Origin of the sequence: Alsobacter ponti, assembly GCF_024294805.1 — a bacterium.
Lineage (GTDB): Bacteria > Pseudomonadota > Alphaproteobacteria > Rhizobiales > Beijerinckiaceae > Alsobacter > Alsobacter ponti.
The window spans coordinates 44,755-69,704 of sequence record NZ_JANCLU010000007.1 but is presented as its reverse complement, the minus strand read 5'-3'; the positions used below and the strand labels follow the sequence as shown (position 1 = coordinate 69,704).

General features: G+C 70.3%; 25 protein-coding genes. 16 read left to right on the top strand and 9 right to left on the bottom strand.

The features are described from left to right. Window positions 1–68 precede the first annotated feature (68 nt). From rho to hemE, 3 genes are all read right to left on the bottom strand, one after another. On the bottom strand, window positions 69–1,334 hold the full coding sequence (rho, locus tag NK718_RS09030) for a transcription termination factor Rho (protein ID WP_254740801.1): 1,266 nt from the start codon (window positions 1,332–1,334) through the stop codon (window positions 69–71). 214 nt (window positions 1,335–1,548) lie between these two features. After that, window positions 1,549–1,974, bottom strand: a complete 426-nt coding sequence (gene hemJ, locus NK718_RS09025; protein WP_371877254.1) for a protoporphyrinogen oxidase HemJ — start codon at window positions 1,972–1,974, stop codon at window positions 1,549–1,551. Between the two features lie 2 nt (window positions 1,975–1,976). Beyond that, a complete protein-coding gene (gene hemE / locus NK718_RS09020; protein WP_371877253.1) occupies window positions 1,977–3,023 on the bottom strand; it encodes a uroporphyrinogen decarboxylase in 1,047 nt (348 codons plus the stop codon). Window positions 3,024–3,472: 449 nt separating this feature from the next. On the opposite strand from hemE, the gene NK718_RS09015 reads away from it, so the two are divergent. From NK718_RS09015 to dnaQ, 4 genes are read left to right on the top strand one after another with little or no spacing between them, the layout of a single operon-like run. Continuing rightward, window positions 3,473–4,303, top strand: coding sequence for a pyruvate, water dikinase regulatory protein (locus NK718_RS09015; protein ID WP_254740796.1), 831 nt, complete (start codon window positions 3,473–3,475; stop codon window positions 4,301–4,303). Continuing rightward, a complete protein-coding gene (locus NK718_RS09010; RefSeq protein ID WP_254740794.1) occupies window positions 4,300–4,926 on the top strand; it encodes a Maf family protein in 627 nt (208 codons plus the stop codon). The genes NK718_RS09015 and NK718_RS09010 overlap by 4 nt, the downstream gene beginning before the upstream one ends. After that, window positions 4,923–5,549, top strand: coding sequence for a dephospho-CoA kinase (gene coaE, locus NK718_RS09005; RefSeq protein ID WP_254740792.1), 627 nt, complete (start codon window positions 4,923–4,925; stop codon window positions 5,547–5,549). Before NK718_RS09010 ends, coaE begins: the two co-directional genes overlap by 4 nt. 15 nt (window positions 5,550–5,564) lie before the next feature. Then, a complete protein-coding gene (dnaQ, locus tag NK718_RS09000) occupies window positions 5,565–6,302 on the top strand; it encodes a DNA polymerase III subunit epsilon (RefSeq protein ID WP_254740790.1) in 738 nt (245 codons plus the stop codon). Between the two features lie 55 nt (window positions 6,303–6,357). Here the strand turns inward: dnaQ and secB are convergent, their stop codons facing one another. Continuing rightward, window positions 6,358–6,843 (bottom strand): protein-export chaperone SecB, encoded by a 486-nt coding sequence (secB, locus tag NK718_RS08995; RefSeq protein WP_254740788.1) that lies wholly within the window; start codon window positions 6,841–6,843, stop codon window positions 6,358–6,360. 221 nt (window positions 6,844–7,064) lie between these two features. On the opposite strand from secB, the gene NK718_RS08990 reads away from it, so the two are divergent. The 7 genes from NK718_RS08990 (at window position 7,065) to gyrB (ending at window position 14,901) form a co-directional block, all read left to right on the top strand. Next, window positions 7,065–7,769, top strand: a complete 705-nt coding sequence (locus NK718_RS08990) for a Tim44/TimA family putative adaptor protein (RefSeq protein WP_254740786.1) — start codon at window positions 7,065–7,067, stop codon at window positions 7,767–7,769. 56 nt (window positions 7,770–7,825) lie between these two features. Continuing rightward, on the top strand, window positions 7,826–8,944 hold the full coding sequence (mltA, locus tag NK718_RS08985; protein ID WP_254740784.1) for a murein transglycosylase A: 1,119 nt from the start codon (window positions 7,826–7,828) through the stop codon (window positions 8,942–8,944). Continuing rightward, window positions 8,941–9,555 (top strand): Smr/MutS family protein, encoded by a 615-nt coding sequence (locus NK718_RS08980; protein WP_254740782.1) that lies wholly within the window; start codon window positions 8,941–8,943, stop codon window positions 9,553–9,555. The genes mltA and NK718_RS08980 overlap by 4 nt, the downstream gene beginning before the upstream one ends. Beyond that, on the top strand, window positions 9,552–9,926 hold the full coding sequence (locus NK718_RS08975) for a helix-turn-helix domain-containing protein (RefSeq protein ID WP_254740780.1): 375 nt from the start codon (window positions 9,552–9,554) through the stop codon (window positions 9,924–9,926). Before NK718_RS08980 ends, NK718_RS08975 begins: the two co-directional genes overlap by 4 nt. Before the next feature lie 59 nt (window positions 9,927–9,985). Beyond that, the gene (locus NK718_RS08970) at window positions 9,986–10,987 is read left to right on the top strand and encodes an adenosine kinase (protein WP_254740778.1); all 1,002 of its coding nucleotides are present in this window, start codon (window positions 9,986–9,988) and stop codon (window positions 10,985–10,987) included. Between the two features lie 154 nt (window positions 10,988–11,141). Next, window positions 11,142–12,317, top strand: coding sequence for a DNA replication/repair protein RecF (gene recF, locus NK718_RS08965; RefSeq protein WP_254740776.1), 1,176 nt, complete (start codon window positions 11,142–11,144; stop codon window positions 12,315–12,317). A gap of 163 nt (window positions 12,318–12,480) precedes the next feature. Continuing rightward, window positions 12,481–14,901: a DNA topoisomerase (ATP-hydrolyzing) subunit B gene (gene gyrB / locus NK718_RS08960; protein WP_254740774.1), complete on the top strand. Its 2,421-nt coding sequence runs from the start codon at window positions 12,481–12,483 to the stop codon at window positions 14,899–14,901. A 15-nt stretch (window positions 14,902–14,916) separates the two neighbouring features. Here the strand turns inward: gyrB and NK718_RS08955 are convergent, their stop codons facing one another. From NK718_RS08955 to NK718_RS08935, 5 genes are all read right to left on the bottom strand, one after another. Continuing rightward, on the bottom strand, window positions 14,917–15,303 hold the full coding sequence (locus NK718_RS08955) for a cupin domain-containing protein (RefSeq protein WP_254740772.1): 387 nt from the start codon (window positions 15,301–15,303) through the stop codon (window positions 14,917–14,919). 63 nt (window positions 15,304–15,366) lie between these two features. Beyond that, a complete protein-coding gene (locus tag NK718_RS08950) occupies window positions 15,367–16,632 on the bottom strand; it encodes a glycerate kinase type-2 family protein (RefSeq protein ID WP_254740770.1) in 1,266 nt (421 codons plus the stop codon). 82 nt (window positions 16,633–16,714) lie between these two features. Then, window positions 16,715–17,800, bottom strand: a complete 1,086-nt coding sequence (locus NK718_RS08945; RefSeq protein WP_371877252.1) for a sensor histidine kinase — start codon at window positions 17,798–17,800, stop codon at window positions 16,715–16,717. Beyond that, window positions 17,800–18,231 carry a response regulator gene (locus NK718_RS08940; protein ID WP_254740768.1) on the bottom strand — a complete coding sequence of 144 codons (432 nt, stop codon included), beginning with the start codon at window positions 18,229–18,231 and terminating at the stop codon, window positions 17,800–17,802. The genes NK718_RS08945 and NK718_RS08940 overlap by 1 nt, the downstream gene beginning before the upstream one ends. Next, the gene (locus NK718_RS08935; protein ID WP_254740766.1) at window positions 18,231–20,060 is read right to left on the bottom strand and encodes a PAS domain-containing sensor histidine kinase; all 1,830 of its coding nucleotides are present in this window, start codon (window positions 20,058–20,060) and stop codon (window positions 18,231–18,233) included. The genes NK718_RS08940 and NK718_RS08935 overlap by 1 nt, the downstream gene beginning before the upstream one ends. A gap of 259 nt (window positions 20,061–20,319) precedes the next feature. Between NK718_RS08935 and NK718_RS08930 the strand changes: the two genes are divergently transcribed. The 5 genes from NK718_RS08930 to NK718_RS08910 all read left to right on the top strand — a co-directional run bounded on the left by NK718_RS08930 (window position 20,320) and on the right by NK718_RS08910 (window position 24,950). Next, the gene (locus NK718_RS08930) at window positions 20,320–21,483 is read left to right on the top strand and encodes an ABC transporter substrate-binding protein (protein ID WP_254740764.1); all 1,164 of its coding nucleotides are present in this window, start codon (window positions 20,320–20,322) and stop codon (window positions 21,481–21,483) included. A gap of 94 nt (window positions 21,484–21,577) precedes the next feature. Then, a complete protein-coding gene (locus NK718_RS08925) occupies window positions 21,578–22,492 on the top strand; it encodes a branched-chain amino acid ABC transporter permease (RefSeq protein WP_254740762.1) in 915 nt (304 codons plus the stop codon). After that, window positions 22,485–23,504 (top strand): branched-chain amino acid ABC transporter permease, encoded by a 1,020-nt coding sequence (locus NK718_RS08920; protein WP_254740760.1) that lies wholly within the window; start codon window positions 22,485–22,487, stop codon window positions 23,502–23,504. The genes NK718_RS08925 and NK718_RS08920 overlap by 8 nt, the downstream gene beginning before the upstream one ends. Continuing rightward, window positions 23,497–24,249, top strand: a complete 753-nt coding sequence (locus NK718_RS08915; protein WP_254740758.1) for an ABC transporter ATP-binding protein — start codon at window positions 23,497–23,499, stop codon at window positions 24,247–24,249. The genes NK718_RS08920 and NK718_RS08915 overlap by 8 nt, the downstream gene beginning before the upstream one ends. Next, a complete protein-coding gene (locus tag NK718_RS08910) occupies window positions 24,249–24,950 on the top strand; it encodes an ABC transporter ATP-binding protein (RefSeq protein WP_254740756.1) in 702 nt (233 codons plus the stop codon). The genes NK718_RS08915 and NK718_RS08910 overlap by 1 nt, the downstream gene beginning before the upstream one ends.

The window sequence follows — 24,950 nt, the reverse complement described above, 5'->3', positions numbered from 1 at the left end:
ACGCCGTCGACGCGTGTTGCCCGCGTGGCGTTTCGAGTCCGAATCGACCGCCTCGCGGCCGTTCCGGCTCAGGTGTTCATGGAGTCGAAGAAGTCCTGGTTGGTCTTGGTCTGGCGCAGCTTGTCCAGCAGGAACTCGATGGCGTCCACCGTCCCCATCGGGTTGAGGATGCGGCGCAGCACGTACATCTTCTTGAGCACGTCCGGCGGCACGAGGAGTTCTTCCTTGCGGGTGCCCGAGCGCGTGATGTCCAGCGACGGGAACACCCGCTTGTCCGAGACCTTGCGGTCCAGGATGATCTCGGAATTGCCGGTGCCCTTGAACTCTTCGAAGATCACCTCGTCCATGCGGCTGCCGGTATCGATCAGCGCGGTCGCGATAATGGTGAGCGAGCCGCCTTCCTCGATATTGCGCGCGGCGCCGAAGAATCGCTTCGGCCGCTGCAGGGCGTTGGCGTCGACGCCGCCCGTCAGCACCTTGCCGGAGGAGGGCACCACGGTGTTGTAGGCGCGCCCGAGGCGCGTGATCGAATCGAGCAGGATCACCACGTCGCGGCCGTGCTCCACCAGGCGCTTGGCCTTCTCGATCACCATTTCGGCGACCTGGACGTGGCGGGACGCCGGCTCGTCGAAGGTGGAGGACACGACCTCGCCCCGCACGGAGCGCTGCATGTCGGTCACTTCCTCGGGCCGCTCGTCGATGAGCAGGACGATCAGGTAGCACTCGGGATGGTTGGTCGTGATCGACTGCGCGACGTTTTGCAGCAGCACGGTCTTGCCGGTGCGGGGCGGCGCGACGATGAGGGCGCGCTGGCCCTTGCCGATCGGCGAGACGATGTCGATGACGCGCGCCGAGAAATCCTTGCGCGTCGGGTCCTCGATCTCGAGCTTCAGGCGGGAGTTCGGATAAAGCGGCGTCAGGTTGTCGAAATTGACCTTGTGCCGCGCCTTGTCCGGGTCCTCGAAGTTGATCGTGTTGACCTTCAGCAGCGCGAAATAGCGCTCGCCTTCCTTCGGGCTGCGAATCTGGCCTTCCACCGTGTCGCCGGTGCGCAGGCCGAAACGGCGGATCTGGGAGGGCGACACGTAGATGTCGTCCGGGCCCGCGAGGTAGTTCGAATCGGGCGAGCGCAGAAAACCGAACCCGTCGGGCAGCACCTCGACCACGCCTTCCCCGATGATCTCGACCTCGTTGGAGGCGAGTTGCTTGAGGATGGCGAACATCAGCTCCTGCTTGCGCATCGTGCTGGCGTTCTCGACCTGCAGCTCTTCGGCAAAGGTCAGCATCTCGGTAGGCGACTTAGCCTTGAGGTCCTGCAGCTTGATTTCCCGCATGGGAGGGTCCTGAGATACGCCCGTCAGGAGACGCGGGCGCGCATATGCGTGGGATTGTGAAAACGTGAGACCGGTCGGGGAAGTTCCTCATTCGGGCTTCGTGGCCCGAGGCTGGGCGGGAGCCGCAGCGCGAGGAAACCCGACGATCGTGGGGTGAGGACCCTTCGCTCTCTAGCCGTTTTCGCGTTACGAAACAAGCCCCTCGCGAGGCCGCTCAGAACGGCTTGACGATCACCAGGACCACGACGGCGATCATGATGAGCGTCGGAACTTCGTTCAAGATCCTGAAATAGCGCGACTTTTTCCCGTTGGCGTCGCGCGCGAACAGGCGGACGTGGCGGGCCAGCAGGCCGTGGACCCCGCTCAGCGCCAGAACCAGAGCGAGCTTGGCGTGGAACCACCCCGCCTTGTACCAGCCCATCTCCATCATCAGCCACAGCCCGGCCAGCCAGCTCACGACCATGGCCGGCGTCATGATCGCCTTGAGCAGACGGCGCTCCATGACCTTGAAGGTTTCCGAGGCGTCGGAGCCCTTCGGCGCGTCGGCGTGGTACACGAACAGGCGCGGCAGATAGAGCAGGCCGGCCATCCACGAGATGATAGCGACGACGTGCAGCGCCTTGATCCACTCGTAGGTCACGCTCACGCCCCCCGGATGCGCTTGACCAGCGCGGCGACATGTTCCGGCGGCGTCTCGGGAACGATCCCGTGGCCGAAATTGAAGATGTGCGGTCCGCCGGAGAACCGCGCCAGCACCTCGTCGATGCCCCGCTCCATGGCCTGCCCGCCCGCCACCACGGTCAGCGGGTCGAGGTTGCCCTGCACGGGGCGCTGGCTCTGCACCTCGCGCGCCGCCCAGGCGCCGTCGATGCTCCAGTCGAGCCCGACCGCGTCGGCCCCGGTCGACGGCACGAGCGCGTGGCCGAGCCCGGCATTGCGCGCGAAGACGATGATCCGCGCGCCCGGAACGTTGGCGCGCACGCCCGAAACGATGCGGCGGATCGGGTCCAGCGACCACCGCTCCAGCGACGCGGCCGGCAGCGCGCCGGCGAAGCTCTCGAAGATCTGCACCGCGTCGACGCCGGCGTGGAACTGCCGCGTGAGATAGGCGATCGAGGCCGTCACCAGCCGGTCGATCAGCGCCTGCAGGAAGGCCGGGTCGCGATAGGAGGCGAGGCGGGAGGGCGCGAGCTCCGGCGTGCCCTTGCCGGCGATCATGTAGCTCGCGACGGTCCAGGGAGCCCCGCAGAAGCCCAGCAGGGTGGTCTCGGCCGGCAGGCCCTCGCGGACCCTGCCGATGGCCTCGAACACCGGCCCCAGGCGCTCCAGGTCGATCTCGTCCCGCAGCCTGGCGAGCTCCGCCATCGACGTCACGGGCGGCAGGCGCGGCCCTTCTCCTTCCGCAAAGCCCACTTGCTGGCCGAGCGCGTCCGGGACGACGAGGATGTCGCTGAACAGAATGGCGGCGTCGAGCCCGTAGCGGCGGATCGGCTGCAGCGTGGCCTCGGCGGCCATCGCCGGCGTGTAGCAGAAATCCATGAACGAGGCGGCCCTGGCGCGCAGCTCCCGATATTCGGGGAGGTATCGCCCGGCCTGGCGCATGATCCAGATCGGCGGCTTGTCCAGCCGCTCTCCGGCCAGCACGCGCATCAGGGGCTTTTTCGGTCCGTCCGCCGGGGCGGGGCTCACGCTCAAAGGCACGCCAATCAACCTATCTATGAGAGAGATTCTTGATTCAGTTTCTGTTTCTAGACCGGGAAATGCCGGGGTTCCAAATCGTCCACAGGCCGCCCACAGCTTGCCCTCGCCGGGTTCCGGCTTCGCGAGTCCGCCGGGCCGTCCGGATCCCGCCACACTCCTTAAGAAATTATGAAGGCGCCCAAATCGTTTACGAAAGGTTAACGGCTGCGGGCCTTGTCCGGCCGGCCGCGCCCGTCCGACGATGTGGGCAACGCGGCCCTGAATCGCTCCAGCGCGACAGCGCTGTTGATCGCGAACGGGGGGAAGGTGAGAGTGTTCCCGCCGGAGGGTCGGAGTCGGCCGGTCCTCCCCGTCATTCACAGAACTCCACAGGCGCTCTTGGGCGGCCGGGAGGCGGGGCGGCGGCGCGAGGCGGAGACGGCCGACGGGAGACAGGCGTGGGACGCAGCTATTTTCATCTTCACCTCGTCTCCGACGCGACGGGCGAGACCCTGATCGCGGTGAGCCGCGCCGCCGCGGCCCAGTACCAGGGGATTTCGGCGATCGAGCATATGTACCCGCTGGTGCGCAGCGAGGCGCAGCTGGACCGCGTACTGAACGAGCTGGAGGCGGCCCCCGGCATGGTGCTCTACACGCTGGTGGAGCCGGACCTGGCGCGACGGCTCGAGGACGCCTGCCGCGAGTTCGGCTGCCCGTGCCTGTCGGTCCTCGAACCGGTCCTGGCGATGTTCCAGTCCTATCTGGGCGCGGCGTCGACGCAGCGACCGGGCGCGCAGCACGTGCTCGACGCCGACTACTTCAAGCGGATCGACGCGCTGAACTACACGATGATGCACGACGACGGCCAGCTGCCGCCCGACCTGGAGACAGCCGACGTCATCCTCGTGGGCATCTCCCGCACGTCGAAGACGCCGACCTCCATCTATCTCGCCAATCGCGGCATCAAGGCCGCCAACATCCCGCTCGTGCCCGGCATCCCCCCGCCGCGCGAGCTGGAGGGCGTCAAGCATCCGCTGGTCGTGGGGCTGGTGGCCTCGCCCGAGCGCATCGTGCAGATCCGCCAGAACCGGCTCCTCGCGCTGAACGCCGGCGACACCAGCTCCTACGTGGACAAGGCGGCGGTCGCCGAGGAGATCGCCTATTCCCGCAAGCTCTGCGCCCGGCACGGCTGGCCGCTGATCGACGTGTCGCGCCGGTCGATCGAGGAGACGGCCGCCGCGATCCTCGACCTCTACAAGACGCATCGGCTGAAGTTCATCGCCGAATGAGCGCGTCGGCCTCGCTCTGGCGCGACGCCGCGCCGCTCGTCCTCGCCTCTCGCAGCGCGGCGCGCATCGCGATGCTGGAGGCGGCCGGGCTTCCGGTGGAGCCCTGCCCGGCCGACATCGACGAGCGCGGGCTGGAGCGCGACGCGAGGGCGGCCGGCGCGGACGCCAGCGGCGTGGCGGTCGCTCTGGCGCGGGCCAAGGCGCTCGACGTCGCGGCCCGGCGGCCGGGCCGGCTCGTGCTCGGCGCCGACCAGACGCTGGCCATGGACGCCGTCGTCCTGCACAAGCCGGAAAGCCGGGCCGACGCCGCGCGCCAGCTCGCCGCGCTCTCGGGCCGCGCCCACGCGCTGCACGCGGCCGCCGCCGTGGTGCGCGACGGGACGGTGCTGTTCGAGACGGTCGAAACCGCCCGCATGACCATGCGCACGCTCACGCCGGCCATGATCTCGCTCTACCTCGAAGCCGCCGGCGATGCCGTGCTCGGCAGCGTGGGGGCCTACCAGCTGGAGCGGCTGGGCGTGCATCTCTTCGAGCGCATTGAGGGCGATCACTTCACGATCCTGGGTCTGCCGCTTTTGAAGCTGCTCGCCTTCCTGCGCGGCGCGGGGAGCCTCGCCGCATGACCTTCGTGCTCGGATTGACCGGCTCCATCGGCATGGGCAAGTCGGCCACCGCCGCGATGTTCCGCGCCGAGGGCGCGCCGGTCCACGACGCCGACGCGGCCGTGCACGCGCTGTATCGCGGCGCGGCCGTCGCGCCGGTCGCGGCCGCGTTTCCGGGGGTCACCGCGAACGGCGCCATCGACCGCGCGGCCCTTTCAAGGCGCGTGCTCGGCGACGACGCGGCGATGCGGCGGCTCGAAGCGATCGTGCATCCGCTGGTGCGCGAGGCCGAGCGCGATTTCCTGCGCGGGGCCGTCGCGGCCGGCCGGCCGCTCGTGGTGCTCGACGTCCCGCTGCTGTTCGAGACGGGGGGAGAGGGAAGGTGCGACGCCGTCGCCGTGGTCTCCGCGCCGGCCGCTGTGCAAAAGCAGCGCGTGATGGCGCGGCCCGGGATGACCGAGGAGCGGTTTCAGGCGATTCTCGCCCGCCAGATGGCTGATTCGCAGAAGCGCCGCCGCGCCCACCTGGTCATCGACACGAGCCGGGGCTTCGACGCGGCGCGCGACCAGGTGAGGGCGGCGATCCGCGCTTTCGCGGGGCGGGACGGCGAGGCCGCCCGGCGGGCTCTGGCGGAGCGGGACTGAACAGGCGAGGCAGGCATGGCGGTCCGCGAGATCGTGTTCGACACCGAGACGACCGGCCTGAGCCCTCACGGCGGAGACCGCATCGTCGAGATCGGCTGCGTCGAGATGCTCAACCACATCCCGACCGGGGCGACCTTCCACGTCTATATCAACCCCGAGCGCGACATGCCGGAGGAGGCCTTCGCCGTCCACGGCCTGTCGAGCGCCTTCCTCGCCGACAAGCCGGTCTTCGCGCAGATCTGCGACGACTTCCTCGCCTTCGTCGGCGACGCCAGGCTGGTGGCGCACAACGCCGCCTTCGACATGGGGTTCGTCAACGCCGAGATCGGGCGGCTCGGCCGGCCGCCGATCGACGAGGGGCGGGTGGTCGACACGCTGGCGCTGGCGCGGCGGCGCAATCCGTTCGGCTCCAACAGCCTGGACGCCTTGTGCCAGCGCTACGGCATCGACAATTCGCGTCGCGTAAAACACGGCGCGCTGCTCGACGCCGAGATCCTGGCGGACGTCTATGTCGAACTGCTCGGCGGCCGGCAGGCCGATCTCGGGCTGTCGACGTCCAGTCCGGGCGCGGGCGTCCAGCGGGTCGCCGGCGGTCCCCGCCAGGTCGGGGCGCGGCCGGAGCCGCTGCCGCCCCGCCTCACCGAGGCGGAGATCGCCGCGCACGCCGCCTTCGTGGCGACTTTGGGCGGGGGCACGCCCGTCTGGGGCGAGTACATGGCGCGCGACGAGGCGGCGGTCGGCGCGACCGCCTGAGCCGACAAAAAAGCCGGCCCGAAGGCCGGCTTTTTCACGTCGGGGACGAAGCCTGTCAGGCGACGGGCTGGTCGCCGCCGGTGTTCTGCGCTTCCATGATGCGCTGGCGATAGAGCGCCGCGAAGTCAATCGGGTCGATGAACAGCGGCGGGAAGCCGCCATTGCGCACCGCGTCGGCGACGATCTGGCGGGCGAAGGGGAAGAGCAGGCGGGGGCACTCGATCATCACGACCGGGTGAACGTTGTCCTGCGGGATGTTCTGCACCCGGAAAATGCCGGCGTAGAGCAGCTCGAAGCTGAACAGCAGGTTGGGCGCCTCGCCGGCTTTGCCTTCCAGCGTCAGCTCCACTTCGTAGTCGGTGTCCGACAGCGGGCGGGCGTTGACGTTGACCGAAATGCTGATCTGCGGGGGGTTCGCCTGCGGGGCCAGCGAACGCGGCGCGTTCGGGTTCTCGAACGACAGGTCCTTGATGAACTGCGCCAGCGCGTTCAGCGACGGGGCGGTCGCTTCGTCCTGCGCGCCGTTTCCGTTTGCAGCCATGTGTGTCTCCTCTGGCCGGCCCCCTCGGACCGGGTTTGAATTTCGGTCGCCGGGCGTGGTCCGCGACGAGCGCCAGCGGGCTAACACGGAACCGTGGAGCGAACAAGGTGAAGCGGGGGCGCGGTCCGCCGCGCCGCGACGCTTTATGTCGCGCCCGGAAAACCCTATATGCTCCACAGGGCGTTGGCGTGGGGCCGGCCGCCCGACCGGAACAGGCGCTCATGCAGGACTCTTTCGACCTGACGACGATCTTCTTTCTCGGCCTCGCCGTCTTCGTCATCTGGCGCCTGCGCTCCGTACTCGGCACGCGCACCGGCGCCGAGCGCCGCCCGGTCGACATGGTCCGCCGCGCCGAGCCGGTCGCCCCCGCCGCGGCCAACGACTCGAACGTCGTCCAGCTCGGCGACCGCGCCGGAGACCGCGAGCCGGAGTCCGAGGCCGACCGCTGGAAGGGCATCGCCGAGCCCGGAACGCCGCTCGCCGCGGGCCTTGACGCCATCAGCGCCGCCGACCGGACCTTCGACGCGCGCGCGTTCCGCGACGGCGCCAAGTCGGCTTACGAAATGATCGTCATGGCTTTCGCCCAGGGCGACCGGCGGGCGTTGCGGGATCTGCTCTCCAAGGACGTCAACGATGGCTTCGTCAGCGCCATTTCCGAGCGCGAGAAACGCGGCGAACGCGTGGAGACGACCTTCGTCTCCATCGACCGCGCCGAGATCGTCGACGCCCAGCTCAAGGGACGCTCGGCCCAGGTAACGGTGAGGTTCGTGTCCAAGCTCATCACCGCCACCTATGATCGCGCCAACGCCGTCGTCGACGGCGCGCCGGACAAGATCGTCGACGTCACCGACGTCTGGACCTTCGCCCGCGAGGCCGGCTCCCGCGACCCCAACTGGAAGCTGATCGCCACCGAATCGGGCCATTGATGCCGGCCGCGCCGCTCGTTGCGGCGCTGGCCGCCCTGCTCCTCGGAACCGCCGCCGTGACCGCTTCCAGCCAGATCGCCCCGCCGCGCCCCGGTCCGGGCGGCTCGCGCCTGGAGCCCGTGGCGTTCGAAGCGTTGCGCGGCTGGGCGCTTGACGACCACGAGGCGGCGCTCGCCGCCTTCCTGCGCACCTGTCCGGGGCTGGTGGCGGACGCGCCGGCCCTGCGGCCCGGCCTCCCGACCCCCGAGGCCCTGCGCGCCGTGTGCCGCCGGGCGCTCGCCGGCCCGGGGCCCGCCCGCGCCTTCTTCGAGCGCGAGTTCCAGGCCTTCCGCATCGTGCCGGACGAGGGGCGAGGCTTCCTCACCGGCTATTACGAGCCCGAGATGGAGGCGCGAACCGGGCCCTCTCCGGAGTTTCCCGTCCCCGTGCTCGGCCGGCCGGACGACCTCGTGACGTTCCCGCCGGGCGAGACGCCGCCCGGCCTCGATCCCTCACTCGCCGCCGCGCGGCGGACGCAGGCCGGCCTCGAGCCGTTCCCCGACCGCGCCGCGATCCAGGACGGCGCGCTCGCCGGGCGCGGGCTGGCGCTCTTTTACGTCCGTGACGAGGTGGAGCTGTTCCTGGCGCAGGTGCAGGGCTCGGCCCGCGTGCGGCTGGCGGATGGACGCGTGGAGCGGCTGGTCTATGCCGGGCGCAACGGACATCCCTATACGTCCATCGGCCGGGTCATCGTCGCCGAAGGACACATGGCGCTGGAAGACATGACCCTCGACCGCCTGAAGGCGTGGCTGCGCGCCCATCCGGCCGAGGCGCGCCGGATCATGCGGCTCAACCGGTCCTATATTTTCTTCGCGCGCGGGGAGGGCATGGACCCGGCCCATGGCCCCATCGGGGCTGCTTCCGCGCCGCTGTCGCCGCTGCGCTCCATCGCGGTCGACCGCAATCTGTGGCCCTACGGGCTGCCCTTCTTCGTCTCCGTCGCCTTGCCGGTCACGCTCGGCGTCACCGAGCCGTTCCAGGCGCTCGCCATCGCGCAGGACACCGGGTCGGCCATTCTCGGCCCGGCCCGCGCCGACCTGTTCATCGGCTCCGGGGAGGCGGCCGGCGCGCGCGCGGGGCTGGTGCGGCAGGCGATGGACCTCACGGTCCTGCTGCCGCGCGAGACGACGCCATGACGCGACGCCGCCGTACCCTCACCGGCGACGAGCAGGCGCTGTGGGCGCATGTGACGCGCCACATCGCGCCCTTTTCCGGCCGACCGGCTGCCGCCGCCAATCCCGCGCAAGCGGTCGTCGCGCCGCCGACGCCCGCCGCGCCCGAACCCCCGAAAAAGCCGCCGCCCGGCCCGATGCCGAAGAAGCCCAAGGCCGCGCCGCAGGTGAAGCCGCCGCCTCCGCCCGCGCCGACGGTTCCCTCTCTCGCGCCGCTGGAACGCCGACTGCGCCAGCGCCTGTCGCGCGGCGCTCACCCCATCGACGCCGTCATCGACCTGCACGGGATGCGGCAGGCCGAGGCGCACGAGGCGCTTCGCCGCTTCCTGCACGGCGCGCAGGCGGCCGGCCACCGCGTCGTGCTCGTCGTCACCGGCAAGGGGGGAGGCGCGGTCGAGGGCGGCTCGATCTTCGAGGAACGGGGCGTGCTGCGGCGAACGACGCCGCACTGGCTGCGCCAGGCGGATCTGCGCGCGATCGTGGTCGGCTTCGAGGAGGCCGCCGGCCACCACGGCGGCGGCGGGGCGCTCTATGTCCGGCTGCGGCGGGCCGGCAAGCTGGGAGGCGCGTGGTGACGCCGTTCGGCCAGCGCCTGCGCGAGCTGCGCGCCGAGCGGGGCGTGGCGCTGAAGGACATGGCGGCGGAGATCGGCGTGACGCCGACCTATCTGTCGGCGCTCGAACGCGGACGGCGCGGCCGGCCGAGCTGGGGCTTCGTGCAGCGCGTCATCCAGTATTTCAACGTGATCTGGGACGAGGCCGAGGAGCTGCAGCACCTCGCCGACGTGTCGCATCCGCGCGTCGTCATCGACACCACCGACCTGTCGCCCGCCGCCACGCTGCTCGCCAACCGCCTCGCCCGCGCAATCGCCACGCTGGAGGAAGCGGACCTCGCCGACCTCCTCGACCGGCTGGACCGGGCCCCTGCGCGCCGCCGCGGCGCTTGACCGGGGAGCGGGCGGGTGCGAAACGCCCCGGCACAAGCCGCTCAAGCCAGGAACCCCGGATGACCGCCACCCGCTTCGACGTGCTCGGCCTCGGCAACGCCATCGTCGACGTCCTCGCTCACGCCGAGGACGATTTCCTGATCGCCAACAAGCTCCACAAGGGCGCCATGCGCCTGATCGACGAGGCGGAGGCGGACAGGCTCTACGCCGCGATGGGGCCGGCGACCATCGTCTCGGGTGGGTCGGTCGCCAACAGCATCGTCGGCGTCGCCTCGCTCGGCGGTCGCGCCGCCTATATCGGCAAGGTCAAGGCGGACGAGGTGGGGCGGCACTTCACCCACGATATCCGCGCCACCGGCGTGCATTTCGCCACGCCGCCGGCGCAGGACGGACCGGCCACGGCGCGAAGCTTCATCCTGGTGACGCCGGACGGCGAGCGCACCATGAACACCTATCTGGGCGCGTGCCAGAACCTCGGTCCCGCCGATGTCGACCGCGCCACCGTCGAGGCCTCCGCCTATATCTACCTCGAAGGCTATCTGTGGGACCGCGAGCACGCCAAGCAGGCGTTCCGCACGGCGGCCTCCATCGCCCACGCGGCGGGCAACAAGGTCGCGCTGACTTTGTCGGACGGGTTCTGCGTCGACCGCTTCCGCGACGAGTTCCTCGGCCTGATGCGCCACGGGTCCCTCGACATCCTGTTCGCCAACGAGTCCGAGCTGAAGAGCCTCTATCAGACGGCCGATTTCGACACGGCACTGGCCGCGCTTCGCGAGGAGAACCTGCTCGGCGTCGTCACCCGCTCTGAGGAGGGCTGCCTCGTGGTGTCGCGCGACGAGACCGTCGCCGTGCCGGCCGCCCCTATCGAGGAACTGGTCGACACCACCGGCGCGGGCGACCTCTTCGCGGCCGGCTTCCTCTACGGGCTGGCGCGCGGCTTCGACGCCGCCACCTGCGCCAGGCACGGAGCGCTCGCCGCCGCCGAGATCATCCAGCACCTCGGGGCCCGGCCGGCCGCCAATCTGCGCGCGCTGGCCGAGGAGAACGGCCTGCCGGTCTGACCGCCCGGTCCCCGGATCGGAGATCGAGTGATTCACGTGAAACACTCGCGGTGAAACACGCCGCGTGAAACACTCTCCGTGAAACACGCGGGGCCGGCGGTGGCGCGGCCACGCAGCGCTTGCCACGGGCCCCGCCGCGCCGCATGTGAGGACGATGAGCGCACCCGTCCCGGATTCGCCCGCCGGCCTCGCGCCGATCGTGCGGCGGCTGATCCTGTCCGATTTCCGGTCCTATGCCGGGCTCGACCTGTCGGTCGGGGCGCGGCTCGTCGCGCTGACTGGCGAGAACGGCGCGGGCAAAACGAACATTCTCGAAGCGCTGTCCCTGTTCACGCCCGGGCGCGGGCTGCGCCGCGCCGAGCTCGCCGCCATGGCCCGGCAGGGCGGGCCGGGCGTGTTCGCAGCCTCCGTGCTGCTGGAGGCGGACGGGCACGAGACGCGCCTCGGCACCGGGACGGAGCGCGCCGAGGCCGAGGGCGGGCTGGCCCGCCGCTGCCGCGTCGACGGTGCGCCCGTCGCCTCCCCGGGAGTCTTCGCCGAGCACGTGCGCGTGGTCTGGCTGACGCCGGCGCTGGACGGGCTGTTCACCGGATCGGGCGGCGACCGTCGCCGCTTCCTCGACAGGCTGGTGCTCGCCGTCGACGCCGAGCACGGCGCGCGGGTCAACGCGCTCGACCGGGCGCTGCGCTCGCGAAACCGCCTGCTGGAGGACGACCGCGCCGCGCCGGCGTGGATCGACGCCGTCGAGCGCGAGGTCGCCGAGACGGCGGTCGCGGTGTCGGCGGCCCGGCGCGAGACGGTGGAGCGCCTCGCCGCCCTGATCCTGGCCGGCCGCGACGACGCGTCGCCCTTCCCCTGGGCCGCGCTCGCGCTCGAAGGGCCGCTGGAAGCGGAGCTGGGGCGCATGCCGGCCGTCGACGTCGAGGATCTCTACCGCTCCTGGCTGCGCGAGGGCCGCGCCCGCGACAGGGCGGCGGGCCGCACGCTGGTCGGCCCGCAGGCCGCCGACCTCGCCGTGCGCCACGGTCCCAAGGACGTGCCGGCGGCGCAGGCCTCGACCGGCGAGCAGAAGGCGCTGCTGATCGGCCTCGTGCTGGCGCATGCGCGGCTGGTCGCGGCGATGAGCGGCATCGCCCCCCTCGTGCTGCTCGACGAGGTGGCCGCCCACCTCGACCCGCGCCGCCGCGAGGCGCTGTACGACACCCTGTCCCGTCTCGGGTCGCAAGTCTGGATGACCGGGGCTGATTCGGCCCTTTTCGGCGACCTTCCGGCCGATTCGGCGTTGTTCGAGGTGACGCCGGGGCGCGTAAAGGCTATACGGGCCGCGTGACGACCCGAGCGCGGCGGGCGCGACGCCGCCGCACCCTGCCGGAAGAGGCCCGGACGCCTCCCCGCGCGGCCGTTTTCGCCGTGAAAAAGCCGGTGTTTTCGGGGTATAAACGTCAAACGAATCAATGCGTTCGCACGTCGCGACAGGGTTCCGAAAGCAAGACATGTCAGAAGCAGCACGCCGGGAAGATGCGCCGACCGCCTATGGCGCGGAATCGATCAAGGTCCTCAAGGGTCTCGATGCCGTCCGCAAGCGCCCGGGCATGTATATCGGCGACACCGACGACGGCTCGGGCCTGCATCACATGGTCTACGAGGTGGTCGACAACGCCATCGACGAGGCGCTGGCCGGCCACGCCGACCTCGTGACGGTGACCCTGAACGCCGACGGCTCCGTGACCGTGACCGACAACGGCCGCGGCATTCCCACCGACATGCACGAGGAGGGCGTGTCCGCCGCCGAGGTCATCATGACCCAGCTCCACGCGGGCGGGAAATTCGACCAGAACTCCTACAAGGTGTCCGGCGGCCTGCACGGGGTCGGCGTCTCCGTCGTCAACGCGCTCTCCAGCCATCTGCGCCTGCGCATCTGGCGCGACGGCAAGGAGCACGTCATGACCTTCACCGACGGCGACGCGGACGCCCCGCTCGCCATCGTCGGGCCCGCCGGCGACCGGCGCGGAACCGAGGTGACGTTCCTGCCCTCGACCGCAACCTTCACCATGGTCGAGTTCGACTACGACACGCTGGAGCACCGGCTGCGGGAGCTTGCCTTCCTCAATTCCGGCGTGCGCATCGTCCTCACGGATTCGCGCCACGCCGAGGTGAAGCGCGAGGAAATGCTGTACGAGGGCGGCCTGGAAGCCTTCGTGCGCTATCTCGACCGCGCCAAGTCGCCGCTAATCGCCGCGCCGCTGATGGTGCGCGCCGAGCGCGACGGCATCGCCGTCGAGGCGGCCCTGTGGTGGAACGACAGCTACCACGAGAACGTGCTGTGCTTCACCAACAACATCCCGCAGCGCGACGGCGGCACGCATCTGGCCGGCTTCCGAGCCGCCCTGACGCGGCAGGTCACCGGCTACGCCGACAGCTCGGGGCTGATGCGCAAGGAGAAGGTCTCGCTCACCGGCGACGACTGCCGCGAGGGTCTCACCGCGGTGCTCTCGGTGAAGGTGCCGGACCCGAAGTTCTCGTCGCAGACCAAGGACAAGCTGGTGTCCTCCGAGGTTCGCCCGGTGGTCGAGAACGTCCTCAACGAGGCGCTGGCCGTGTGGCTGGAGGAAAACCCGGCCGAGGCGCGCAACGTGGTCGGCAAGGTGGTCGAGGCCGCCGCCGCCCGCGAGGCGGCGCGCAAGGCGCGCGACCTCACCCGCCGCAAGGGCGCGCTCGACATCGCCTCGCTGCCGGGCAAGCTCGCCGACTGCCAGGAGCGCGACCCCGCCAAGGCCGAGCTGTTCATCGTGGAGGGCGACTCGGCCGGCGGTTCCGCCAAGCAGGGACGCAACCGCGAGTACCAGGCCGTGTTGCCGCTGCGCGGCAAGATCCTCAACGTCGAGCGCGCCCGCTTCGACAAGATGCTCTCCAGCCAGGAGATCGGCACGCTGATCACCGCGCTGGGCGCCGGCATCGGCAAGGAGGAGTTCAACGCCGACAAGCTGCGCTACCACAAGATCATCATCATGACGGACGCCGACGTGGACGGCAGCCATATCCGCACGCTGCTGCTCACCTTCTTCTTCCGCCAGATGCCCGACCTGCTGGAGCGCGGCCATATCTTCATCGCCCAGCCGCCGCTCTACAAGGTGACGCGCGGCAAGTCGCAGCAATACCTCAAGGACGAGCGGGCGCTGGAGGACTACCTGATCGAGCAGGGCGTCGACGGCGCGCTGCTGCGCCTCGCCAACGGCGAGGAGCGCGCCGGGCGCGACCTGCGCGGGCTGGTCGAGGAGGCGCGCATCGTGCGCAACCTGCTGAACGGGCTGCACAGCCGCTACGACACGCGCGTCGTGGAGCAGGCGGCCCTGGCGGGCGCGTTCCGGCCCTTCGCCGACGAAGCCGCCGCCCGCGAGGTCGCCGAGACGATCGCGCGCCGGCTCGACCTCGTCGCCGACGACCTCGAGCGCGGCTGGAGCGGCCATGTCGCGGACGGCGCGCTGGTGCTCGAGCGGACGCTGCGCGGCGTGCGTCAGGCGGTGACGCTCGACCCCGCCCTCCTGGCCTCCGCCGACGCGCGCAAGCTCGAGGAGCACACGGCATCGCTGCGCGAAGCCTTCTCCGCCCCCGCCACGCTTGTGCGCAAGGGCGAGGAATCCGTGGTGAGCGGCGCGGTGGCGCTGTTCGACGCCATGACGAATTTCGGCCGCAAGGGCCTGACGCTGCAGCGCTACAAGGGCCTCGGCGAGATGAACCCCGAGCAGCTGTGGGAGACGACGCTCGACCGCAACGTCCGCTCGCTTCTGCAGGTGAAGGTGAAGGAGGTCGCCGACGCCGACGACATCTTCACCAAGCTGATGGGCGACATCGTCGAGCCTCGCCGCGACTTCATCCAGTCGAACGCGCTGAACGTCGCCAATCTCGACGTGTAAGGCGACGGCCGGCGGCTACAGGTCGACCTGCAGCCAGCGCGGCGAATGGTGGATGTCGATCGTCTGCAACCGTCCCGGGCCGAGATTCTCGAAGCGGTGGGGAAGGCCCTTCGGCCCGAACACGACGTCGCCGGCCTCCGCCTCGATCACCTGGTCGCCCACGAAGAAGCGCGCCCGGCCGGCCACGACGACGAAGGTCTCGTCGTAAGGGTGCATGTGGAGCTTGGGCCCCATCCCGACAGTGTCGTTGCCGTAGGTCAGCACCGTGCATTCGCCGCCGATGGCCTCGCCGTGGACGTGCCCCCGCCACGGCTGGTCGCCGTCCGGGGTGAACAGCCTCGCCTTCGCAGGGGCGCGGCCGTCGGGAGTGACGCTGGCGGGGTCGAAGTCGCGGCGTGGCATGAGAGGCGTGTCCCCGTGGGCCTGAGGCGTGGCGACCGTAGCGCCCGTTTCACGTGAATCGCGCTACGCGCCGATGAGAATGGCGCGGAAATCGTTGACGTTGGTCAGCGTCGGGCCGGTGATCACCTGGTCGCCCAGCGTCTCGAAGAAGCGGTGGGCGTCGTTGGCGTCGAGGCAGGCCAGCGGGTCCAGGCCGGCGGTGCGCGCCCGCGCCAGCGTGTCGGGCCCGATCACCGCGCCGGCCACCTCCTCCGCGCCGTCGACGCCGTCCGTATCCCCGGCCAGCGCGTGCACGCCGGCGAGTCCGTCGAGCTTCACCGCGAGCGACAGCAAGAACTCGACATTCCGTCCGCCCCGGCCGTGGCCGCGCACGGTGACGGTGGTCTCGCCGCCCGAGATCAGCACGCAGGGGGCAGGGGCCGGCTGGCCGCGCAGCCTGGCCTGGCGCGCCATCCCGGCCAGCACGATGCCGACCTCGCGGGATTCCCCTTCGAGCGCGTCGCCGAGGATGAGCGGCGTCACGCCGGCGCGGCGCGCCACCTCCGCCGCCGCTTCCAGCGACATCTGCGGGGACGCGATCATCACGGTGCGCGTCCCGGCGAGCCGCCTGTCGCCGGGCTTGGGCGTCTCGTCCACCGCCGCCTCGAGATGCCGGATGGCGGCGGCCGGCTCGGAAATGCCGTAGCGCGCCAGGATGGCGCGAGCCTCGGCGAACGTCGTCGGGTCGGGAACCGTCGGCCCCGAGGCGATGGCGGACGGGTCGTCGCCGGGGACGTCGGAAATCAGCAGCGTCACGAGCTGGGCCGGAAAGGCCGCTGCGGCGAGACGCCCGCCCTTGATGGCGGACAGGTGCTTGCGCACGCAGTTCATCTCGTCGATGCGCGCGCCGGAGCGCAGCAGAGCGCGGTTGACCGCCTGCTTGTCGGCGAGCGTCAGGCCCGGGGCCGGCAGGCTGAGCAGCGACGAGCCTCCGCCCGAGATCAGCGCGATCACCAGGTCGTCCTCGCTCAGGCCGGAGACGAGGTTCAGCATGCGCTCGGCCGCCGCGCGGCCGGCCTCGTCGGGCACCGGATGGGCCGCCTCGACGATCTCGATGCGCCTGCAAGGCGCGGCGTGGCCGTAGCGGGTGACGACCAGCCCTTCCAGGGGAGCGGGCCAATGCTCGTCGACGGCCCGCGCCATCTCGGCCGATGCCTTGCCCGCCCCGATCACCAGCGTGCGCCCCTTCGGCACTGGCGGCAAAGCCGGCGGCACGCGCAGCATCGGGGAGGCGGCCGCCACCGCGGCGTCGAACATTTGGCGGAGGAGCTGGGCCGGATCCGGGATCATGACGCTCTCGCACGGGAAGAGCCGGCAGATGTGCGCGGCCACCGGACCGGCGTCAAGCCGTTGTCGCGCGAGAGTCCGGGCGTCAGAGCTTGAAGGAGAGGACGGCGCGCGTGCCCCCGGCGTTCGGCTCGTAGGTGACGGCGGATTGCAGCGTCACGGTCATGGCGCGGATGATGCGCGTGCCCAGCCCGCTGCCCTGCGCCGCGCCGCCGCCGCGCCAGCCGACGCCGTCGTCCTCCACCACCAGCCGCGCCTCGTCGCCCTGCCGTTGCAGCATGACCCGGATGTCGCCCAGTACGTCGCGCGGATAGGCGTATTTGAAGGCGTTGGTGACGAGCTCGGTGACGATGACGCCCACCGAGACGGCGCGATCCGTGTCGATGGTGATCGGCTCGGCGGCGAGCCGGATCGTGTGCTCCCGCCCGGCCGCCTTCATGGCCGTCTCCAGCTCTTCCATCAGCCCGTCGAGATAGGCGTCCATGGCGACATGGCGCACGTCGGCCGAGGTGTAGAGGCGCCGGTGAACCTGCGCGATGGCGTGAATGCGGTTATGGGCCTCGGCGAGCGCCTCGCGCGCGCGGTCGTCCAGCCCTTGGGCCTTCTGCTGCATGGTCACGAGCGACGCCACCAGCTGCAGGCTGTTGGCGACGCGGTGATTGACCTCCTGCAGCAGCATTTCCGCCCGTTCGCGCGCCTCCCGCATTTCCCGTTCCGCGCGCTCCTTCTCGCGGCGCAGGATCGCCTGTTCCAGCGCCTGGCTGACGGCGGTCCGGAACAGGTCGATGAACACGTTGCCGATGTCCTTGATGACGTAGTCGGCCGCGCCCGCTTTCAGCGCCGCCACGGCGATCCGCCCCTCGTCGGCTCCGGTCACGTAGATGACCGGCGGAGGGTCCGGCAGCGCGCGGATGTCCGCCAGCACGTCGACACCATCGCGGTCGGGCATGAAATGGTCGAGGCCCACGACGTCGAAGCGCCCGTCCTTCAGGCGGGCCAGTCCCTCGGCGCCGGTCGGCGCGTGGACCACCTCGAAGCCCTGGCGCGCCAGCGCGCGCGTCATCAGCCGCCCGAGCGCGATATCGTCGTCGATGTAGAGCACCCGGACCGGACCCGAAGGGGGCCCGACCGCCTCGGCCTGCGCCGGCGGAGCAGAAAGGGAAGAGGCGATCACGGCGTCTCCGGCACCTGCATGACGGACAAGAACAGGCCGAGCTGGCGAATGGCCTGGGCGAAGGTTTCGTATTCCACCGGCTTGGTGATGTAGACGTTGCAGCCCAGATCGTAGCAGCGCTGCACCTCGCGCTGGTCGTCGGTGGTGGTCAGCACGACGATGGGCGTGCGGCGGCGCGACTCGTCGGCCTTGAGCCGGGCCAGGATGTCCGTGCCGCTCATGTCCGGAAGGTTCAGGTCCAGCAGGATGAGGAAGGGGCCGTTGTCGGCGTCTCCCGTCGCCATCAGGTGGTCGAGGGCGGTCGTGCCGTCGGTGAAGTGGCGGATCTCGTTGCAAACCCCCGCGCGGCGGATGTTCTTCTCGATCAGCCTGGCGTGGCCGATATCGTCCTCGACCATGACGATGGTGACGGGCTGCTGGCGCGGCATTACGCGAACTCCGAACTCGTGGCGAGGACCTTGGGCAGCGTGACCTCGAAGGTGGACCCCGCGCCGATGGCGGAGGTGACGGAAATGGAGCCGCCGAGGCGGCGCACGAGGGCGCGGACATGGGCCAGGCCGATGCCTTCGCCGGGACGGTCCTGCGCGCCGGCCCGCCGGAACAGGTCGAAGATGCGCTCGAAGTCCCGCTCCTCGATGCCCCGCCCGTTGTCCTCGACCGAGATGACCACATTGGGGCCGTCCTCACGGCCATGGACGCGGATGACGCCGGGCCGGGACGGATCGAGATATTTCAGCGCGTTCTCGATCAGGTTGCCGAACACCTGCTCCAGCGCCAGCCGGTCGCTGGTCAGCTCCGGCATGTCGCCGATGAGCAGCGTGGCGCCGCTCTCGTCGAGTTGGTGGGCGATGGCGTCGATAGACGAGCTGAGCAGGTTCCGCAGATTGATCAGTTCCGGCGTGAGCACACGGCGGCCCTCGCGCGACAGGCGCAGGATCGCCTTGATCAGCCGGTCCATGCGCTCGCTGGAGCTGCGAATGAAGCCGATCGCCTCGGGCAGGTCTTCCTCCACCGCCTGCCGCAGCTCGGCCGTCACCTCGCCGGGGGCATGGCGCGCCGCCAGCTCCAGCACGCGGGCCACGCTGTCGCGCACCGCCTCGAGCTCCGCCGTAAAGCCCATGATGTTGACGAGGGGCGAGCGCAAATCGTGGCTGATGATGTAGGCGAATCGCTGGATCTCCTCGTTGGCGGCGTGCAGGTCGGCCATGCGGGCCTTCACGATGCCTTCGAGGTTGCGGTTGATCGCCTGCAAGGCGTTTCGCGCCTGCTGCAGCTCCCCGGTCCGGTCCATGACGCGCTGTTCGAGATGCTCGGTGAGGCGCAGCAGCGCGTCCTCGGCCTGCTTGCGCTGCGTAACGTCCTGGCCCTGGACGAAGATGCCGGCCGGCTGGCCTTCGGCGTCGAGGATCGGCTGGTAGATGAAATCGAGAAAGGATTCGGTCAGCGGCCCGTCGGGGGATTGCTGCAGCATCACCCTCATGGCGTTGCCGATGAACGGCTCGCCGCTCGCGAGCACCTGATCGAGCAGGTCCACGAGGCCCTGGTCGACCACCTCCGGCAGCGCCTCGCGCACGCTCAGCCCAACCACCTCGCGGTGGCCGATGATCTGGCCGTAGGCCGCGTTGGCCATCTCGAACACGTGGTCCGGGCCGGTCAGCAGCGCCATGAAGCCGGGCGCCTGCTCGAACAGCCGGCGCAGCCGGTCGCGATCGGCCTCCAGCATCGTGTTGCGCTGCTGCACGGCGTTGGCCCGCCGCATCAGGTCCGCCGCGCGGGAATCGTCACCCTTGGCGTCGCCGCCGCGCTGCCGGTGCAAATCGGTGACGTTGACGGTGAGCTGAAGCAGGAACGCGACCGAGCCGTCCTCGGCGAGGATGGGGGTATGCGTCGCGCTCCAGTAGCGCTGCTCGAAGCCGGAGCCGTCGGCGGCGGGGATGTCGTACTTGACCAGAGGCAGGTGGTCGACCCGCTTCTCGTGCAGCGCCCTTTCCAGCGATCCGCGCACCTGCGCCACGCTCTCGCCGTTGGGGTCGTCCGGCCCGCTCGGAAAGGCGGTGAACAGGTTGCGTCCCAAGACGTCCTCGCGCGCGCGAAGCGTCGCCGCGCAATAGGCCGCGTTGGCGTCGACAATGGTGAAGTCCGGAGTCAGGACGACGTACGGGCTCGGGGCGGCATCGAACAGGATCCGATAGTCGAGCGCGCCCGGACCGGGGGAAGGCCGGTCCTTCAGACCGGCTGTTCCCGTCTTCGCTTGCATTGAACAGGCCCAAAAAAAGCGCGCCTTCGGGCGCGTGGTCGGCAGTCAACGCGCCAGCGCGGCGCATGGTTCCGTACCGAAAGAGCCGCGGCCCCCGAGGCTCGCCGGGGCGGCTTTTCCTGCTATGGTCGCCGGCGAGGGGCGGGGATTGACGAATAGCCGCCGAAGTCTTTTAGATGTTAACCAATTCGCGAAACGCGTCCCGGACAGGACTCCCGATCAAGGGCGCCGCCGGCCGTTCCGCCAAAGGGAGGACAGAATGAGGTTGAAGACGACGCTCGCCGCCGCCGGCATCGCCCTGCTCGCCGCCTCGCCGGCCCTGGCGCAGTCGCCGGTCAAGATCGGCATGATCACGACGCTGTCGGGCCCCGGCGGCTATCTCGGCCAGGACATCCGCGACGCGTTCCAGCTCGCCATCGACCAGCAGGGCGGAAAGCTCGGCGGCGTTCCCGTCCAGCTCATGGTGGAAGACGACGCCCTCAAGCCCGGCCAGGGCAAGCAGATCGCCGACAAGTTCATGAAGGGCGAGAAGGTCAAGCTCCTCACCGGGATCGTATTCTCCAACGTCGCGGGGGCGGTGGTGCCGGACGTGCTCGACGGCGGGGCGATCTATGTGAGCCCCAACGCCGGCCCGTCCAACTTCGCCGGCAAGGAATGCCACCGCAACTACTACGTCGTGTCCTGGCAGAACGACTCCCTCCACGAGAGCGCCGGCCAGAACGCGACCAATCTTGGGTACAAGAAGGCCTTCATCCTCGCGCCCAACTACCAGGCCGGCAAGGACGCCCTGGACGGTTTCAAGCGCTACTTCAAGGGGCAGATCGCCGGCGAGGTCTACACCAAGCTGGACCAGACCGACTTCGCGGCCGAGCTGGCGCAGATCCGCGCGGCCAATCCGGACGTGGTGTTCCAGTTCCATCCCGGCGGACTCGGCATCGCCTTCATGCGCCAGTACGCGCAATCGGGCCTGACCGTGCCGATGGTGGTCGCCTCGCCCTCGATGGACTCGACGACGCTCGCCGCCGTCGGCGACGCCGCGCTGGGCGTCAACCTGACGGCGCAGTGGAACACCGACCTCGACATTCCGGAGAGCAAGGCGTTCGTGGCGGCCTTCCAGCAGAAGTTCAACCGCGTGCCGACCTACTACGCCCAGCAGGGCTACGACACGGCGCTCGCCATCGGCGCGGCGCTGAAGGGAACCGGCGGCAAGGTCGACGACACCGAGGCCTTCCGCACCGCCATGCTGAAGGCGGACTTCAAGTCGATCCGGGGCTCGTTCAAGTTCGGCCCGAACCAGCACCCGATCCAGGACTGGTACGCGCTGCGCGTCGAGAAGGGCGCGGACGGCAAGCCGGCCATCGTCACCAAGGGCAAGGTGATGACGAACCACGGCGATTTCTACGACAAGGACTGCAAGCTCTGAGCACCCGAGCGGACCCTGCCGCCCGGCGCGGCGGGGTCCGTCCCGCCAGCGCGGCTTGCCGCGTCCGCGCGCCCGTTCGTGGAACCACCGGCCGATGTCCCTCGTCGTCGAGCAGTTGCTGAATGGCGTTCAGTTCGGCGCGATGCTCTTCCTGCTCGCGGCGGGTTTGACCCTGATCTTCGGGATCATGGGCATCATCAACCTCGCGCACGGATCGCTCTTCATGGTGGGCGCCTACGCCGCCGCGCTGACCGCCTCGAAGACCGGCTCGTTCGCATTGGCCGTGCCCGCCGGGCTGGGCGCGGCGGCCTGCGCGGGAGTTGCGGTCGAGCTCCTCGTGATGCGACGGCTCTACGCGCGCGACCATCTCGACCAGGTGCTGGCCACGTTCGGGCTCATTCTGTTCTTCAACGAGATGACGGTGATCCTGTTCGGCCGCCAGCCGCTCTTCGTGCAGCTGCCGGCGGCCCTGAACGTCTCGGTCCCGGTCGCGCCCGGCGTGCTTTATCCGGTGTACCGGCTGCTGCTGATCGGCCTCGGCCTGGCGGTGGCCGGCGGGCTCTACCTGCTCATCAACCGCACGCGCCTCGGCATGCTGGTGCGCGCCGGCGCGACTAATCGCGAGATGGTGCGCGCGCTGGGCGTCGACATCCGCCTCATCTACACCGCCGTGTTCGGGCTCGGCGCGCTGCTCGCCGGGCTCGCCGGGCTGCTCTCCGGCCCGCTCACCTCGGTGCAGGTCGGCATGGGCGAGCGCATCCTCATTCTCGCCTTCGTCGTGGTCGTCATCGGCGGCGTCGGCTCGGTGCGCGGCGCGTTCTTCGGGGCGATGATCGTGGGGATGGTGGACACATTGCTGCGCGCCTTCCTGCCGGGGCTGCTGCGGAACGTGATGGCGGGGTCGGAGGCGGACGCGCTCGGCGCGGGCCTGTCGTCGATGGGCGTCTATTTCCTGATGGCCGCGGTGCTGCTCGCGCGGCCGAAGGGACTGTTCGTCGCCCATGGATAGATCGGCCCTCCAGCGCGGCGCGCTCGGCGTCGATCTCCGCCCGGGGCGCGCGCTCTGGCTCGTCGCGCCGGTCGTGCTGGCGGCGCTGCCCTTCGTGGCGGACGCGCTCGGCGACGCCTCGATCACCACGCTGGCGACGCGCATCGTCATCCTGTGCATCGCCGCCGCGAGCCTCAACCTCGCGCTGGGCTATGGCGGCATGGTCAGCTTCGGCCACGCCGCGTTCCTGGGCGTCGGCGGCTATACGGTCGGGATGCTCTACAGCCACTTCGTCGCGGGCGCGCCGTTCCTGGGCTTCGTGCCGGGCACGGACCAGATGCTCCTCACCCTGCCGGCGGCGATGATCGCCTCCGGCCTCGCCGCCGCCGCCATCGGCGCGCTCTCGCTGCGCACCGGCGGCGTGCAGTTCATCATGATCACGCTGGCCTTCGCCCAGATGCTGTTCTTCCTGTTCGTGTCGCTGAAGGCCTATGGCGGCGACGACGGGATGATCGTGCGGCGGCGCAACGCCCTGCCGTTCCTCGACACGCGCAACGACACGACGTTCTATTTCGTCTGCCTCGTCCTCGCGGCCGCCTGGCTTGGCCTGTTGAGCCGCATCGTGGGCTCGCGCTTCGGGCTGGTGCTCGGCGGAATCCGGCAGAGCGAGCGCCGGATGGCGGCGCTGGGCGTGCCGATCTACCGCTACAAGCTCGCGGCCTTCGTCATCTCGGGGATGGGCACAGGCCTGGCGGGCGCGCTGCTCGGCAATTTCTCCCGCTTCGTCAGCCCGGACATGATGCATTGGACCCAGTCGGGCGAACTGATGATCATGGTCATCCTCGGCGGGGTCGGCACGCTGATGGGCCCGGTGCTGGGCGCTGCTGCGCTGATCGGGCTCGAGACCGTGCTGGCGGGCTGGACCGAGCACTGGCAAGTGGTGATGGGACCGCTCCTCGTCCTCATCGTGCTCTACCTCCCGCGCGGGCTCGGAAGCCTCGTCTCGCGCAAGGCGGGCGGCCGCCATGGCTGAACCGCTGCTCGCCGTCGAGGGCCTGGTCAAGCGGTTCGGCGGCCTCGTCGCCACCGACCACCTGTCGCTCGACGTGCGCGAAGGCGAACTGCACGCGCTGATCGGGCCCAACGGCGCGGGCAAGACGACGTTCATCGCCCAGCTGATGGGCGAGCTTCGCCCGAGCGAGGGCGCGATCCGCCTCTCCGGAGTGGAGATCGGGCGTCTCGGGACGGCCGCCCGCGTCCGCATGGGCCTGGGCCGGACGTTCCAGATCGTGCAATTGCTGCCCGACGAAACCGCGCTCGACAACGTGGCGCTCGCGGTGCAGGTCCGCCACGGACACAGCTTCCGCTTCTGGCGCGCCGCGCGCCGCGACGCCTCCCTGCGCGATCCTGCGCGCGACTATCTCGCCATGGCCGGCCTCGCCGCCCGGGCGGACGTGCCGGTCTCGGCTTTGTCTCACGGTGAGCAGAAGCAGCTGGAGCTCGCCGTGGCGCTCGCCGGCGAGCCGCGCCTGCTGCTGCTCGACGAGCCCATGGCCGGCCTGGGGCCGAGCGAAAGCCGCCAGATGCAAGACCTGCTGGCCGGCCTCAAGGGCCGGATCGGCATGCTTCTCGTCGAACACGACATGGAGACCGTGTTCGCGCTCGCCGACCGGATCTCGGTGCTCGTCCACGGCCGCGTCATCGCCAGCGGCGACGCCGCCGCCATCCAGGCCAGCCCCGAGGTCCGGGTGGCCTATCTGGGCGAGGGGGACGTCTGATGCTGTCCGTGCGGGGGCTTCAAGCGGCCTACGGCGCCAGCCAGGTGCTGTTCGACGTGTCGCTCGCGGTCGAGGCGGGGCAGGTGGTGACCCTGCTGGGCCGCAACGGCATGGGCAAGACGACGACGATCCGCGCCATCATGGGCCTCACGCCGGCGATCGGCGGCGACATCGCCTTCGAGGGCGCGGCGGTGGTCGGCGCGTCGCCCGACGCGATGGCGCGGCGCGGCATCGGCCTCGTGCCGGAAGGACGGCAGGTGTTTCCGACGCTCACCGTGCGGGAAAACCTGGTCGCGACCGCCGCGAACCGGCTGAACCGGCGCGATCCCTGGACGCTCGCGCGCGTCTACGCCCTGTTTCCGAGGCTGGAGGAGCGACACGCGCAGTTCGCGCGCACGCTCTCGGGCGGCGAGCAGCAAATGCTGGCGGTGGGGCGCGCCCTGATGACCAACCCCCGCCTGCTGATCCTCGACGAGGCGACGGAAGGCCTCGCCCCCGTCATCCGCGCCGAGATCTGGCGCTGCCTGGCCCTGCTGAAGCAGGAGGGCCAGGCCATCCTCATCGTCGACAAGAACCTGAGCGTGCTCAAGCGGCTCGCCGACCGGCACGTCGTCATCGAGAAAGGCCGCACGGTCTGGTCGGGCGACAGCGGCGACCTCGAACGCGATGCCGAGCTCGTCCGCCGCTACGTCGGCGTGTGA